The sequence below is a fragment of the Micromonospora sp. PTRAS2 genome (genome assembly GCF_054052245.1).
Map to the genome: position 1 here is coordinate 1,186,811 of NZ_JBSWBU010000001.1, position 13,659 is coordinate 1,200,469.

The following is a 13,659-nucleotide window of genomic DNA, read 5'->3' on the forward strand; positions in this document are numbered from 1 at the left end:
AAGGACGACAATGACCGTCATCGTCAGCGGGCCGGAGGTCGACCGGGCCGGGGAGATCCTCACCCCCGACGCGCTCGACTTCGTCGCCGGCCTGCACCGCCGGTTCGCCGCCACCCGGGCGGAGCTGCTGCGCAGCCGCGCCGAACGCCGCGCCGAGGTCGCCCGCACCGGGCGGCTCGACTTCCTCCCGGAGACGGCCGACGTCCGCTCCGGCGACTGGCGGGTGCCCCCGCCCCCGGCCGGCCTGACCGACCGGCGGGTCGAGATCACCGGTCCCACCGAACGCAAGATGATGATCAACGCGCTGAACTCCGGCGCGAAGGTGTGGCTGGCCGACCTGGAGGACGCCAACACGCCGCACTGGCACAACGTGGTGTCCGGCCAGGTCAACCTGCGCGACGCGATCGCCGGCACAGCCTCGTTCACCGCCGCCGACGGCCGGGAGTACGCGCTGCGCACCGACGCGCCGCGCGCCACGATCGTCGTCCGGCCCCGAGGCTGGCACCTCGACGAGCGGCACCTGCGCATCGACGGGACACCGGCGGTGGGGGCGCTTGTCGACTTCGGCCTCTACTTCTTTCACAACGCGCGGGCGCTGCTGGCCGCCGGCTCCGGCCCGTACTTCTACCTGCCGAAGATGGAGAGCCACCGCGAGGCGCGGCTGTGGCACGAGGTCTTCGCCGCCGCCGAGGAGCACCTGGGGCTGCCGGCCGGGACCATCCGGGCCACCGCGCTCATCGAGACCATCCCGGCGGCGTTCGAGATGGCCGAGATCCTCTACGAGCTGCGCGAACACGCGGCGGGGCTCAACGCGGGGCGCTGGGACTACCTGTTCAGCATCATCAAGTACTTCCGCGACGCCGGCCCGGCGTACGTCCTGCCCGACCGCGCATCGCTGACCATGACCGCGCCGTTCATGCGCGCGTACACGGAGCAGTTGGTGCGGACCTGTCACGCCCACGGCGCGATGGCGATCGGCGGCATGGCGGCCTTCATCCCGTCGCGCCGCGACCCGGAGGTCAACGCGCGGGCGCTGGCCAGGGTCCGGGCCGACAAGCAGCGCGAGGCCGCCGACGGCTTCGACGGCTCCTGGGTCGCCCACCCGGATCTCGTCCCGGTCTGCCGCGAGGAGTTCGACGCGGTGCTGGGCGGGCGCCCTCACCAGCTCGACCGGCGCCGCGACGAGGTGGCGGCCGACGGCGCCGCCCTGATCGACCTGTCCGCGTCGGTCGCGCCCCCGACGGCCGCCGGGCTGCGCGCCAACGTCTCCGTGGCGCTGCGCTACCTGGCCGCCTGGCTGGCCGGCAGCGGCGCGGTCGCCATCGACAACCTGATGGAGGACGCGGCGACCGCCGAGATCTCCCGCTCCCAGGTCTGGCAGTGGGTGCACGGCGCGGTCACCCTCGACACCGGCGAGCCGGTCACCGCGGAACTGGTGCGGCGGCTCGTCGACGCCGAACCGCTCGGCGGGCCGCACGCCGACGTGGCCCGGGAACTCTTCGTCGAGGTGGCGCTGGCCGACGAGTTCGTCGACTTTCTCACCCTGCCCGCCTACCGGATGATCGACTGATGGTGGACCCCGCAGTCCTGCGCCGGCTCGACGCCCTCCTCGCCGACGACGACCGGCAGCGGGCCGCGCGCTACCCGGGCCTGGCGCCGACGGGCCAGCCCGTGCACACCGTCTACGTGCCGGCCGACCGGTACGGCCCGGACACCGTCGACGAGTGGCGGGCCGCCGCGCTCGCGGCGCTCGACCGGCACGGCCCGCTGCCCGGCGTGGCCGACGCGCTGGCCGCCCGGGTCCGCGCCAAGCTCGCCGCCGAGCCCATCGAGGACCTGCGGATCGACTTCGAGGACGGGTACGGCGTCCGGGACGACGCCGAGGAGGACGCCGCCGTCCGGGCCGCCGCCACCGCGCTCGCCCGGGGGCCGGCGCCCCGCCACGTCGGGCTGCGGATCAAGTCGCTGGAGCCGGCGACCCGCCGCCGGGCGGTACGCACGCTCGACCTCTTCCTCGACGCGCTGCTGCGGCACCGGACCCTGCCCGACGGGTTCCGGGTGACCCTGCCGAAGGTGACGTCGCTGCCCCAGGTCGAGGCGATGGTGCAGCTCTGCGCCGAGTTGGAGGCCGCCCACCGGCTGCCGTCCCTGCGCTTCGAGATCCAGGTGGAGACCCCGCAGGCCGTGCTCGGGGCCGACGGCACCGCGACCGTCGCCCGGATGGTGCACGCCGCCGCCGGGCGCTGCGTCGGGCTGCACTACGGCACCTACGACTACTCCGCCGCGCTGGGGGTCGCCGCCGGCTGGCAGAGCCTGGAGCATCCGGTGGCCGACCACGCCAAGGCGGTGCTCCAGGTGGCGGCGGCCGGCACCGGGGTCGCGGTCAGCGACGGGTCGACCAACGTGCTGCCGGTCGGCGACCGCGCGGCGGTGCACGCCGGCTGGGCGCTGCACCTGCGGCTGGTCCGCCGGTCCCTGGAACGCGGCCTCTACCAGGGCTGGGACCTGCACCCCGGGCAGCTGCCCACCCGCTTCGCGGCGACGTTCGCCTTCTATCGGGACGGGCTGCCGGCGGCTGCCGGGCGGCTGCGGGCGTACCTCGACCGGGCCGACAGCGGCATCCTCGACGAGCCGGCCACCGCCCGGGCGCTCGCCGGGTTCCTGCTGCGCGGACTGGACTGCGGGGCGCTGGACGACGCCGAGGTGGTCGGCCTGGCCGGCGTCGACCGCTCCCACCTGCGCGAGACGGCGGGTGGCCGGCCGATGAGTTTGGGATGATGCGCCGGTCTGCCTACCGAATCACCTGATCCCAAGGGGGCATCCGATGGCGAAGGTCATCTCCACGCTCTTCATCTCGGCCGACGGGGTGGCCGAGATCGATCCCGACTGGCACATGCCGTACTTCGACGAGAACATGGGCCGCGCCGTCGGCGAGGACTACGACGCCGCCGACGTGCTGCTCATCGGCCGCGAGACCTACGACAGCTTCGCCGGGGCCTGGCCCGACCGCGAGGCCGCCGGTGGGGACGACGCGCCGTTCGCCAAGCAGCTCGGGGACATGCGCAAGGTGGTCGTCTCGCGCCAGCCGTTGGAGTTCTCGTGGCGCAACTCCGAGCTGGTCGACGGCGATCTCCTGGAGGCTGTCGCCTCGCTCAGGGCCGACGCCGGCATCCGGGGCGTTCTCATCCCCGGCTCGATCTCCGTGGTGCAGCAACTGCTCGCCGCAGGGCTGGTCGACGAGCTGCGCCTGCTGGTGCATCCGGTGGCGGCGCGCAAGGGGCGCAGGCTGTTCGACGAGGGGGACGCGCCGTACCACCTGAGGGTGGCGGCGACGGAGGCGTATCCGACGGGTGTGCTCCGCGTGATCTACGCCCCCACCGCGGCGCCCGGGAAGGTCGGCTACGACGAGATCAAGGACCAGGTGCCGGGCGGGAGGTAGCGCGCGGGTCGGGTCAGCGGCTCCGGCGGCCCGGGTAGGCCGGTCGCGTGGGACGCCCGGAGCCGCGCCCCGCAGCCGGCCGCTCGGCCCGGGGCGGCTGCGGCGCGCGCCGCCGGTCGGCGAGGTTCCAGTGGGAACGCTCGTAGAGCGCGATCCCGGCGCAGACGGAGACGTTCAGCGATTCCGCGGCCGGGTTGATGGGGATCGACACCGAGTGGCTGGCGATGCTCTCGAAGGAGCTCGACGTGCCGGTCTTCTCGCTGCCGAGCAGGAGCGCGAGCTGCTCGTCGGCGTCGCGCAGGTCGCCGACCGCGAGGTCGCCCTCGGTGTCGAAGGCGACCAGGGGGACGCCGGTGCGCCGGAAGTGGGCGATGGCGTCGGCGCGCGACGCGAGCACGATCGGGAGCGAGAAGACGTAGCCCCGGCTGGCCCGGACCAGGCGTCGGTCCGCGATGGTGGTGAGGTCGCTGTCCACGAGCACGATGCCGCCGGCGCCGAGCGCGAAGGACGTGCGCACGATGGCGCCGATGTTGCCGACGATCTTCACGCCGTCCAGGACGATGATGTCGCCGGTCGTGCGGGCCAACTCGTCGAAGCTCCACGGCCTCGGGACCCGGGCGATCCCGAACGCCTTGGGCTTCTTGTCCGTCTTGAACAGGTCGTTCATGATCGGTGCCCCGACCAGGCGGACCGGGATCTCCCGCTGCCGGCAGGCCGCGAGCACCTCGCCGGGCAGTGGGGTGGTCTCCACCCCGTAGACCTCGATGAACTCAAGCCCGGCGCGGATGCACTCGACCAGCGGCTCGGCGTCCTCGATGAGCACGGTGCGGACGACGGACCGCGAGGGTTTGGTGACGTCGGCGATCCGCTGCACGGCCGGATCCGACCGGTCGGTGATGACGTCGAGGTTTACCACGAAATCGACCCTAACAGAGGCGTGATCGGCCCCGTCCGTGGTGGACCGGCCGTTCGTGGTGGGCCGGCCCGGCGCCACCGAGTCGCTTGCGCCGCCCGCCGGCCGCCGCTAACGTACAACCATATGGTTGTAGAAATGGTGAGCGGGGAGCATGCCGACCGCGTCTTCCACGCCCTCGCGGACGCCACCCGGCGCGACATCGTCGCCCGGGTGATCCGCCACGCGGAGTCCGTCTCGGCGCTCGCCCGGCACTACCCGATGAGCTTCGCGGCCGTGCAGAAGCACGTCGCGGTGCTCGAAAGAGCCTCGCTCGTGACGAAGGAGCGGCGGGGGAGGGAGCAGCTCGTGCACGCGGACATGACCGTGCTCCGCCGGGCCGCCAGGCTCCTCGACGCGTACGAGGAGATCTGGCGGGAACGTGTGGCCCGCATCGACCAGCTGATCGCCGAAGACTGAGAGGGAACCGAACCATGCCCGTGACGAGCATCCAGAAGGACGCCGAGGCGTTGACGCTGACCTTCGTCGCCGAGTTCGACGCCGGGATCGAGCGTGTGTGGCAGGTGTGGGCGGACGCCCGCCAGCTGGAGCGGTGGTGGGGGCCGCCGACCTGGCCGGCCACGTTCGAGCAGCACGACTTCGTGGTGGGGGGCTGGTCCCATTACTACATGACCGGCCCGGAGGGCGAGAAGGCGCGCGGCTGGTGGCGGATCACCGCCCTCGACGCGCCGCATCAGCTGGAGTTCGACGACGGCTTCTCGGACGAGCACGGCACCCCGACCGACACCGACCGGCCGACCCACGCCGTCGCGACGCTGACGGCCGACGGTACGCGCACCCGACTGACGCTGGTCAGCAGCTTCGTCGACGCCGAGCAGCTCGAGCGGATGGTGAACATGGGCATGGAGGAGGGCCTCCGCGAGGCCCTGGGCCAGATCGACGGCCTGCTCGCCGGGTAGGGCCAGCCCCACCCGAAGACTCGGTCCAGCGTCCTGGTTCGCACCGGTCCCCTTGGCTAGCTTGGGCGCATGACGTCGACGACCACGCTGCTCAGGGCGGTGATGCGGCCTGGTTTCCTCCTGTCGACGTGGCCGTGGCGCGGGATCGCCTACACCCTGACCACGGCCGTGGCCTCGGGTCTGCTCTGGCTCGTGCTCTCCGTCCCGCTGGCTCCGCTGGCCCTGGCCATCGGGGTGCTGAGGACGGAAGGGGCGCGGGCGGTCGAGGCGGCGCCACACTGGTGGGCCGGCACCTACGTGTCGGTCGCGGTGGTGCTCAGCCTGGTCGGGGTGGGCCTGCTCGCGCTGACGGTGCCGAGGCTGGCCACCGCCGTGGCCGGCATCGAGCGGTGGCGGTTGCGGCTGGCCGACGACGCCCCGGCGGTGGCGCGTCGAAGCGGCAACCTCTACACCGACCCGGCCACCTGGCGTTCCGTGGCCTATCTGCTGCTCCTCGGCATCGTCGCGCCGGTGTGGCTCGGCGTGCTGGGCCTCGCCGGCCTGCTCGTCGTCTCCACCCCGATCGCGGTGCACTACCGGCTGGTCACCATGGAGTCGACGGGCAGCGCGGTCAGCCGCGCCGTCCTGGGGCTGGTGTTGATCCCGGCGGTGCTCTATCTGACCTCGGCGTTCGGCGGCGGGCACGCCGCGCTCGCCCGGCTGCTGCTGTGCTGCGAGCCCGACCCGGCCGCAGCCGAACTGGTCGAGGTGACCCGGTCCCGGGCGCGGCTGGCCGACGCGTTCGACGCCGAGCGGCACCGCATCGAGCGTGACCTGCACGACGTCGCCCAGCAGCGGCTGGTGAGCCTGACCATGCAGCTCGGCCTCGCCAGGCTCGACCTGCCGAGCGGCTCGCCCGCGGCGGTCGCGGTGGCCTCGGCGCACGACCACGCAAAGACCCTGATGGCGGAACTCCGCGACCTGATCCGGGGCATCAGCCCACAGACGCTGCGCGAGCTCGGGCTGCGGGCCGCGATCGAGGAGCTCGCCGCCGGCAGCCCCCTCCGGGTCCACGTCGACGTCGACCCGGGTCGGTTCCCGCCGGCGGTGGAGACGGTGGCCTACGCCGCCGTGTCGGAGGCGCTCGCCAACGCCGTGAAGCACGCCGCCGCCACCGAGGCCACCGTCGCCGCCCGACGATCCGGCGTCATGCTGACGGTCCAGGTGCGCGACGACGGGCACGGCGGCGCCGACCCGTCGCGCGGGTCGGGCATCACGGGCCTCGCCGACCGGGCGGCCGCAGCCGGCGGTCGGCTGCTCATCTCCAGCCCGCCCGGCGGGCCGACGACCCTGCGGGTGGAGTTGCCGTGCGCGTCGTGATCGCCGAGGACTCGGTCCTGCTGCGCGAGGGGCTGGTCGGGCTGCTCTCCCGGTTCGGCTTCGACGTCGTCGCCGCCGTCGGTGACGCCGCCGCCCTGGTGACGGCGGTGGAACAGACCGCCCCCGACCTCGTCGTCACCGATGTCCGCATGCCGCCGGGCTTCACCGACGAGGGGCTGCGGGCCGCCGTGGCCCTCCGCGCAGCGCGCCCCGACCTCGCCGTGGTGGCGCTCAGCCAGTACGTGCAGCACAGCTACGCCGGCGAGCTGCTCGGCTCGGGCCAGGGCCGGGCCATCGGCTATCTGCTCAAGGATCGGGTGGCCGACGTCGCCGAGTTCGCCGACATGCTTCGGCGGGTGGCCGAGGGCGGCACGGTCGTCGATCCCGAGGTGGTGCGTCAGCTGATGCTGCGGGGCCGAGACCCGATCGAGCACCTCTCGCCCCGGGAGCGCGAGGTGCTGGCGTTGGTCGCCGAGGGCCACTCCAACGCCGCGATCGCCCGCATGCTCACCCTGACCGAGGCCGGCGTGGGCAAGCACATCGGCAACGTCCTCGCCAAGTTGCGCCTGCCGGTCAGCGACGACACGAACCGGCGGGTCCTCGCCGTCCTCACGTACCTGCGGGGTCGACCGTGACCCACGACCGGGACGGCGGGCCCCGCTCACCCACTCGATCGATCCAGGGAGCCCTCGTGATCAGTTCCGCTGCCCCGCCGCGCCCGGCGGGCGCCTCCGGCCGGGTCATCGCCGCGCTCGGCGTACTCGCCGCGGCCCTGGTCGTCGCCTTCGTTGTCGCCCCGCCCGCGCTGACGGCGGACCGGGCGGGTGGCATCGTCGACAGGCGCGACCTCAGCGAGGCCCTGCCGGCGGCGTTCGTCGCATACTGGCGCGCCGGCGACCGGGACCTCCCCCCGGACCTGGCGCGGGTGGTCGACTACTGGTCCCGCTACCACCTGGTCAAGGCCGTGCTCGCCGCGCTGTTGCTGACCGTGCTGGTCGCCCTTGGCTTTCGTCTCGCCAGGGCGTTCGTGACGACCGGCGGTCTCGGGGCGGGGAAACGGGCCGCCCTCGCGGCGGCCGGCGTCCTCGTCGCGGTGCTCGCGCCGTTCTCGTTGGCGATGGTGATGGCCAACGTCCAGGGTGCCGTCGCGCCCTTCGCCTCGTTGCTGCCGATGCTGACCGAAGGCGTGACCGACGCGGACCTCGCCGACACCCTGACCCAGGTCGAGCAGGGACTGGCCGAGTCGGGCGGCACCGGCGGCAGCAGCTCGCCCGCCCTCGACCTCATGATCGACGACTTCTCCTGGTATCACGAGGCGATGGCCGGGACGGCCGCCGTCGTGGCGGTCGTCCTCGTCGCCACGAGCGTGCTGGCCTGGCGGAGATTCGCGGCGACCCGCCCCGCTGACCGGCGGAAGCGGCAGGTGCTCGCGGCGTACGGCCTTCTCTCGGCGCTGTTGCTGCTGCCGGCGGTCGCACTGGCGGTGGCGAACGCGACCACTGCGGCGGACCCGGCACCGGCGCTCCTGGCCTTCTTCCAGGGCGGCTGGTGATCGGGGTTCCCCCGGTCAGGTCGTCTGGTGCCGGGGAGCGTCCCGGACGGGCCTGGTCACCTGCTTCGACACGCAGGCCGGCAGCCCCACGGTGCTGAGCGCCGCGCGTTGCCGGTAGGTGCTGGGCGGCATCCCCACCAGCTCGGTGAAGCGGGTGCTGAAGGTGCCCAGCGACGCGCAGCCGACCGCGAAACAGACCTCGGTGACGCTGAGGTCGCCACGGCGCAACAGCGCCATCGCGCGCTCGATGCGTCGCGTCATCAGGTAGGAGTACGGCGACTCGCCGTAGGCGAGGCGGAACTGGCGGCTGAGGTGGCCGGCCGACATGTTCGCCCCCCGGGCGAGCGCCTCCACGTCCAGCGGCTGGGCGTAGTCCCGGTCGATCCGGTCGCGGACCCGCCGCAGCCGCGCGAGGTCACGCAGGCGCTGGGCTTCGGCGGCACCGCTGGTCACTCCCGGGATCATGCCACCCCGTCCGCGCCGCGACGAAGGACCGTGCCGCGGGCATCGCCATCTCCTGCGGTCGCTCCCTCCTGAGCGCCGATCGGTGACGTAGAGTGGCCGTCTCGCTCGACGGCCCACCCCACCGGGCTCCCTTTGCTCTGCACCCACCTGCGCAACAGCCACGTAGCGTCATCGGTCGTCGCGGCCTTGATCGTCCGTGCTCTGGTGTGAGTGCTGGTCGGGCGAGGTGCTGCGCCGATGGGTGCAGAGCAAAGCGGTCGAGGGCGTCGGTGGGGGCCGGAGGAGAATCACGAAGAGTCAGGTCGACTGGCCGCAGGGTGTGCGGCCCCGCGCTCATCACGGGGAGTGCCCAAGGCATGCCGGGTTCCGCGGCCCACCGGAGGCTGCCCAGCCGGGAGGGCCCGGCCGAACGGCCGGGCCCCGGTGACCGACGGACGCCCGGGTCAGGGCGTGGCCACCTGGATCCGCACCGGCACGGAGTCCACGCCGACCAGCCCGGCCGAGTCGAAGACCTCCAGCCACACCGACCAGGTGGTGACATTGCCCGCGCCCAGGCCCAGCTCCGCGCTGAAGCCGGCGCAGCTCTTCGGCAGGACGATGTCGTCGACCGGGCCGCCGGTGGGCACCGCGCTGCCCTGGCAGAGCACCTTCTTGACGCCGCCGTCGCCGTACGCGGTCCACCGGTAGCGGGTCCCGGCGACCGCGCCGTCCTCCACGTCGGTGGCCGTGCCGGCGAACGCGACGACCTTCGGCTTGCCGTCGATCACCGACAGGTCCAGCGCCGCCGCCGGCTTGGTGATCGTGGCGGTCGGCCGGTTCTGCCCGGCCAGCAGCGCGGTGACCGTGAAGCTGCGCTGCGCGCTCGCGCCGCCGGCCGTGAACGTCGCCGTGTACGACCCCGCCGTGACCTTGCTGGCCGGCAGGAGGGCCAGGTGCCCGGTCTGCTGGTGGACCACCGTCCCGCCCCGCCGGACCGTCCAGGACGCCTCGGCGTCGGGCACCGGCCCGAACGCGTCCGGGTCGTTGGAGGTGCCCGCAAGGCTGACCGACTGTCCCGGGGCGATCGTCAACCCGACCGGCGGCGAGACGATGGCCGCGGTCGTCGGGCTGTCCACCACCGTGACGGAGACGGTCGCCGAGCCGGTGCGCCCGAGGCCGTCGGTGGCCTTGGCGGTGATGACGTGGGTGCCGGGCGACAACGACGGCACGAACGTCTGCGACTCGTGGCCCAGCACGCCGTCGAGGCTGCTGATCCAGGTGATCGGGAGCTGCTTGCCGAGGAAGTCGGTCGCCTTGCCCCACAGGTCGACCGACTGGCCCACCCCGACGTGCTGACCGGTCGTCGGCGCGCTGATGCTCACCGCGGGCTTGTCGACCTTGGCCCCCAGTGCCTTGGCGACGGCGGCCAGGGCGTCGATGCGGCGCTGGCTGCCCGTCACGTGGGCACCGAGCCCGCCGACGTGCGCGGTGTCGTTGAGGATGTCCCGGACCTGCGCGGCGGTCAGGCTCGGGTCGGCGGCCATCACCAGCGCGGCGACGCCACCCACGAACGGCGCGGCGACGCTCGTGCCGCAGGCGTCGGACCGGGTCTCGTTGACGGCCGGCTTGCCGGGGTCCTTGAGTCCCATGACGCAGTAGGGGCCGTAGATCTCCACCGAGGTGGTCAGGTCGCTGGTGCCGTAGTTCGACTTGTTCGCCAGCGTCGCGTCCGTCCTCATGCCGCCCACGCACATGACGTGGGTGCTCTCGCACGGCACGTAGAGGGTGTCGCCGTCGATGTTCACGGCGTCGTTGCCGGCGGACGAGACGATCAGTGCGCCCGTGTCGCGGACGTGCTTCATCCGCCGGTCGGTCCACTTGCTGGCGTGGGACTTGCCGAGGTTCACGTCCCGGGTGAAGCTGAGGTTGACCACGTCCGGGTGGCTCGCCTCGGCGGCCTTCTCCAGCCGGCGCAGCACCGTCCAGTAGTCGATGCCGTTGCGCACGGCGACCAGCTCGTCGACCACCGGCCCGGCCGGCCCGGCGGTGCCGTAGCCGTTGTCGACCCGGCCCATCGCGGCGAGCACCACGTCCGTGGCGTGCCACGGGCAGGGATTGCCGCCCGTGCAGTCGTTGGTGTTGGTCTTGCCCCACTCCACCGAGTGCAGGGACACCTTGGTCGGGAAGTCGGGGTTGGACTGGAACCCGCCGTCCTGCACCAGGTACTTCACCTGCTTGGTCAGCTTGCCCTTGGCCTCCAGCAGCTGCCAGGCCGGCGCGACCCCGATGTCCATCGCGCCGCCGTACTCCATGAACATCCAGTCGAAGACGTTGTTGGTGATGTCGGGGGCCTCGTAGACCTCGCCGTCGACGATGCCGGTCGGCTCCACCAGCCAGTCGAGGACCAGCTCGGTCCCCGCCCGCCACTCGGCGGCGGCGAGCGCGAGCAGCCGCAGCGCCCGCTCGTCGCCGACCCGGTAGGCCCCGGACTGGCCCGGCTCGGTGACCCGCAGGTCCTCGACCAGCTTGGCCGGGTCTGCGCGGTCGGCGTCCACCCGGACCAGGTGGTCCTGCCCCTGCTCGTCCGGCGCGAACGAGTCGAGCACCTGACCGCCCCAGCGGGTCAGGAACGCGTCCAACTCGGCCTGGTCGGCGACCCGCACCATCACCTCGTCGAGCACCAGGCCGGCGGGCGAACCGTCCGGCCCGGCCACCACGCCGAGCTGCCGGTCGGTGCCGAGCCGGCCGACGGGGTCGATCGGCAGCCGGGGAGCGGGCAGCCCCGGGTCGATCCGGAAGGCCAGCGGCTCGCTGCCGGTGCCGCCGGGCGTCGCGGCCGAGCCGGCGGGTGCCGGCGCGGCGGTGGTGGTGGTTGGCGCCGGCGCCGCGACGGCGGCCGCCCCGGTGTTCGTGACCATGCCTGCGGCGAGCGCCGCCGCCACGGCGGCGGCCAGGATCCGGCGCGGTACGGCGGCGGTACGGCGGCTGGCGGGTGTCGGTGTCATGAGCGTCTCCTCGGTGTCGGCGGTGCGCTGACACCGGTGGGAGCGTGGACGGGTCGGCATGCCAACAGAAACGCACCGGGATTTATCTTTTCCGTTCTACTGGACCGGTCGGAGAGAGCGGTGGGGGCACGGATGGACACGGCGGCACAGGACGACAGGGCGCTCGTCGAGGCGGTGCGCCGGGGCGACCGGGCCGGCCTGGAGGGCATGTACCGGCGGTACGCCGACCGGCTCTACACGTACGCGCGGGTGCTGGTGCGCGAGCCGGAGGCCGCCGCGGACGTCGTCCACGACGCGTTCCTCACCGCCAGCGGGCGCATCGACCAGCTCCGTGACCCCGACCGGCTGCGGCCCTGGCTGTACGCGATCGTGCGCAACGAATGCCTCCGGCAGTTGCGGGAGCGGTCCCGCTCCTCCGCGCTGGAGGAGGCGGGCGACCCGGTCGCCGACACCGTCGACCCGGCCGCCGGGGTCAACGCCGACCAGGTGCGTGAGCTCGTGCACAGCGCGGCGGCGGCGCTCAACCCGGGCGACCGCGAGGTGGTGCACCTGGCGATCCGTCACGACCTGTCCTCCGTCGACATCGGCGCGGCTCTCGGGGTGCCCACCAACCACGCCCACGCCCGGCTGTCCCGGGCCCGGTCGCAGCTCGAGCGGGCGCTCGGCGCGCTGCTCGTCGCCCGCAGCGGGTCCCGGGACTGCCCGGCCCTCGCCGGTGTGCTCGACGGTTGGCAGGGGCGGCTGACCCCGACCCTGCGCAAGCGGGTCGCCCGGCACATCGACGGCTGCGCCACCTGCGGGCTGCTCCGGCGCGAGCAGCTCAACCCGGCGGCGCTGCTCTCCGCGTACACGGCTCCGGGGTTCCTGGTCGTCGCGGACACGGTGTGGCCGAGACTGGCCGACTCGGTGTGGCCGGGGTCGCCCGACGGCGGGCCGGCGGAGGCGGCCGACGGTGGGGTGCCCGGGTCGGCCGACGGCGGGGTCGGGCCGTCCGCCGCCGACGCGGCGACCGCGTCGCCGCCGGCACCGGTCGAGCCCGCCGGCCCGCCGCAGACGGCCGGGCCGGACAGCGGGCCGGAGGAGGGCGCGGCGTCGGAGGAGGGCGGGCACACCGCGAGGTCGGCGGAGCGGCCCGCCGCCGGGCCCGCCACCGCGTTGGTCGGGGGCGGCGCGGCGGCTCCGCGGGCCGGGGCGGCGGCTCCGCGTACGGCGTCGCGGTCCCGGCGGCGGCGTCGGCTGGCGGCGAGCGCCGGGCTGCTGGTGTTGCTCGTCGCGGCCGGCACCTGGGCGCTCGGGCCCGGTCGTCCGGCCGCCGACCGGGTGGCGGCGACCTCCGGCGCGGCGGCCGACGGAACGGCGACGCCCCCGGTGGGGTCGGCGGGCTCGGCGGGCCCGACCGACGCCGCCGCGCCCGGTGGCTCCGGCGCTCCGGCGGGGCCGGGACCCGAGCCGGACGGCACCGGCGGCACGTCAACCGGTGCGCCGCCGCCCGGCGCTGCCGGTCCGGTCGCCGGACCGGGCTCCGGGCCCGGACCGACGGCTTCGCCGACCGGGTCGCCGGTCGCGCCCCGGCCGACGGGCACGCCGAAGCTGGCCACGGCGTTCACGCTGCGGGCGAGCGCGCACGTGCGCTGCGGGGCGGACACCTACACGCTTGTCGTGCAGGCCACCGGCAGCGCCGCGATCGAGGCGGCCCAGGTGCGCTGGACCGCGTCCGGTGGGACCGCGTCGAGCCGGGCCATGACCGTGGACGGGACGTCGGCGCGGGCGAGCGTGGGCCAGCTCCGCGCGTCGGCCCTGACCTGGACGGTGCGGGCGACCGCCGCCGACGGCCGCACCGCGCAGAGCCCGTCCTACCCGGTCACCGATCCGTGCCTGCGGCCGGGCTAGCGGGGCGGAGTCGACGCGACCCCGCCCCGCCCGTGCCACCCGCCGGGGCCTGCCCGGCCCGGCCCGGCGTCAGGCCGGTCGGGCCCGAGCGCCCGGGC

General features: G+C 74.3%; 12 protein-coding genes. 9 read left to right on the forward strand and 3 right to left on the reverse strand.

The features are described from left to right. Positions 1-10 precede the first annotated feature (10 nt). From aceB to ACVMYR_RS05650, 3 genes are read left to right on the forward strand one after another with little or no spacing between them, the layout of a single operon-like run. The gene (gene aceB / locus ACVMYR_RS05640; protein ID WP_457121241.1) at positions 11-1,570 is read left to right on the forward strand and encodes a malate synthase A; all 1,560 of its coding nucleotides are present in this window, start codon (positions 11-13) and stop codon (positions 1,568-1,570) included. After that, positions 1,570-2,778 carry a DUF6986 family protein gene (locus tag ACVMYR_RS05645; RefSeq protein ID WP_457121242.1) on the forward strand — a complete coding sequence of 403 codons (1,209 nt, stop codon included), beginning with the start codon at positions 1,570-1,572 and terminating at the stop codon, positions 2,776-2,778. The genes aceB and ACVMYR_RS05645 overlap by 1 nt, the downstream gene beginning before the upstream one ends. Before the next feature lie 46 nt (positions 2,779-2,824). Further along, complete coding sequence (locus ACVMYR_RS05650; RefSeq protein WP_457121243.1) at positions 2,825-3,439, forward strand: dihydrofolate reductase family protein; 615 nt, start codon at positions 2,825-2,827, stop codon at positions 3,437-3,439. 13 nt (positions 3,440-3,452) lie between these two features. Here the strand turns inward: ACVMYR_RS05650 and nshR are convergent, their stop codons facing one another. Continuing rightward, on the reverse strand, positions 3,453-4,355 hold the full coding sequence (gene nshR, locus ACVMYR_RS05655) for an NshR/TsnR family 23S rRNA methyltransferase (protein ID WP_077935128.1): 903 nt from the start codon (positions 4,353-4,355) through the stop codon (positions 3,453-3,455). Positions 4,356-4,490: 135 nt separating this feature from the next. Between nshR and ACVMYR_RS05660 the strand changes: the two genes are divergently transcribed. The 5 genes from ACVMYR_RS05660 (at position 4,491) to ACVMYR_RS05680 (ending at position 8,222) form a co-directional block, all read left to right on the forward strand. Beyond that, a complete protein-coding gene (locus ACVMYR_RS05660) occupies positions 4,491-4,811 on the forward strand; it encodes an ArsR/SmtB family transcription factor (RefSeq protein WP_228986435.1) in 321 nt (106 codons plus the stop codon). Positions 4,812-4,825: 14 nt separating this feature from the next. Continuing rightward, positions 4,826-5,311, forward strand: a complete 486-nt coding sequence (locus tag ACVMYR_RS05665; RefSeq protein ID WP_457121244.1) for an SRPBCC family protein — start codon at positions 4,826-4,828, stop codon at positions 5,309-5,311. A gap of 69 nt (positions 5,312-5,380) precedes the next feature. After that, the gene (locus ACVMYR_RS05670) at positions 5,381-6,670 is read left to right on the forward strand and encodes a sensor histidine kinase (RefSeq protein WP_077935125.1); all 1,290 of its coding nucleotides are present in this window, start codon (positions 5,381-5,383) and stop codon (positions 6,668-6,670) included. Continuing rightward, positions 6,658-7,305: a response regulator gene (locus ACVMYR_RS05675; protein WP_077935124.1), complete on the forward strand. Its 648-nt coding sequence runs from the start codon at positions 6,658-6,660 to the stop codon at positions 7,303-7,305. Before ACVMYR_RS05670 ends, ACVMYR_RS05675 begins: the two co-directional genes overlap by 13 nt. Before the next feature lie 56 nt (positions 7,306-7,361). After that, on the forward strand, positions 7,362-8,222 hold the full coding sequence (locus ACVMYR_RS05680; RefSeq protein WP_457121245.1) for a hypothetical protein: 861 nt from the start codon (positions 7,362-7,364) through the stop codon (positions 8,220-8,222). Between the two features lie 15 nt (positions 8,223-8,237). Here ACVMYR_RS05680 and ACVMYR_RS05685 read toward each other — a convergent pair whose 3' ends face one another. Together ACVMYR_RS05685 and ACVMYR_RS05690 are read right to left on the reverse strand one after the other, a co-directional pair. Then, complete coding sequence (locus ACVMYR_RS05685) at positions 8,238-8,675, reverse strand: helix-turn-helix transcriptional regulator (protein ID WP_431894416.1); 438 nt, start codon at positions 8,673-8,675, stop codon at positions 8,238-8,240. 455 nt (positions 8,676-9,130) lie between these two features. Continuing rightward, a complete protein-coding gene (locus tag ACVMYR_RS05690) occupies positions 9,131-11,671 on the reverse strand; it encodes a S8 family serine peptidase (protein ID WP_457121246.1) in 2,541 nt (846 codons plus the stop codon). Positions 11,672-11,803: 132 nt separating this feature from the next. Here ACVMYR_RS05690 and ACVMYR_RS05695 point away from each other — a divergent pair, with 132 nt between their 5' ends. Further along, positions 11,804-13,561 (forward strand): sigma-70 family RNA polymerase sigma factor, encoded by a 1,758-nt coding sequence (locus ACVMYR_RS05695; RefSeq protein ID WP_457121247.1) that lies wholly within the window; start codon positions 11,804-11,806, stop codon positions 13,559-13,561. Positions 13,562-13,659: the final 98 nt, after the last annotated feature.

What these genes read in the sequence shown, in the direction of transcription:
- aceB (WP_457121241.1), top strand. Translation starts at nt 11, where the DNA reads ATGACCGTCATCGTCAGCGGGCCGGAGGTCGACCGGGCCGGGGAGATC.
- ACVMYR_RS05645 (WP_457121242.1), top strand. Translation starts at nt 1,570, where the DNA reads ATGGTGGACCCCGCAGTCCTGCGCCGGCTCGACGCCCTCCTCGCCGAC.
- ACVMYR_RS05650 (WP_457121243.1), top strand. Translation starts at nt 2,825, where the DNA reads ATGGCGAAGGTCATCTCCACGCTCTTCATCTCGGCCGACGGGGTGGCC.
- ACVMYR_RS05660 (WP_228986435.1), top strand. Translation starts at nt 4,491, where the DNA reads ATGGTGAGCGGGGAGCATGCCGACCGCGTCTTCCACGCCCTCGCGGAC.
- ACVMYR_RS05665 (WP_457121244.1), top strand. Translation starts at nt 4,826, where the DNA reads ATGCCCGTGACGAGCATCCAGAAGGACGCCGAGGCGTTGACGCTGACC.
- ACVMYR_RS05670 (WP_077935125.1), top strand. Translation starts at nt 5,381, where the DNA reads ATGACGTCGACGACCACGCTGCTCAGGGCGGTGATGCGGCCTGGTTTC.
- ACVMYR_RS05690 (WP_457121246.1), bottom strand. Translation starts at nt 11,671, where the DNA reads ATGACACCGACACCCGCCAGCCGCCGTACCGCCGCCGTACCGCGCCGG.
- ACVMYR_RS05695 (WP_457121247.1), top strand. Translation starts at nt 11,804, where the DNA reads ATGGACACGGCGGCACAGGACGACAGGGCGCTCGTCGAGGCGGTGCGC.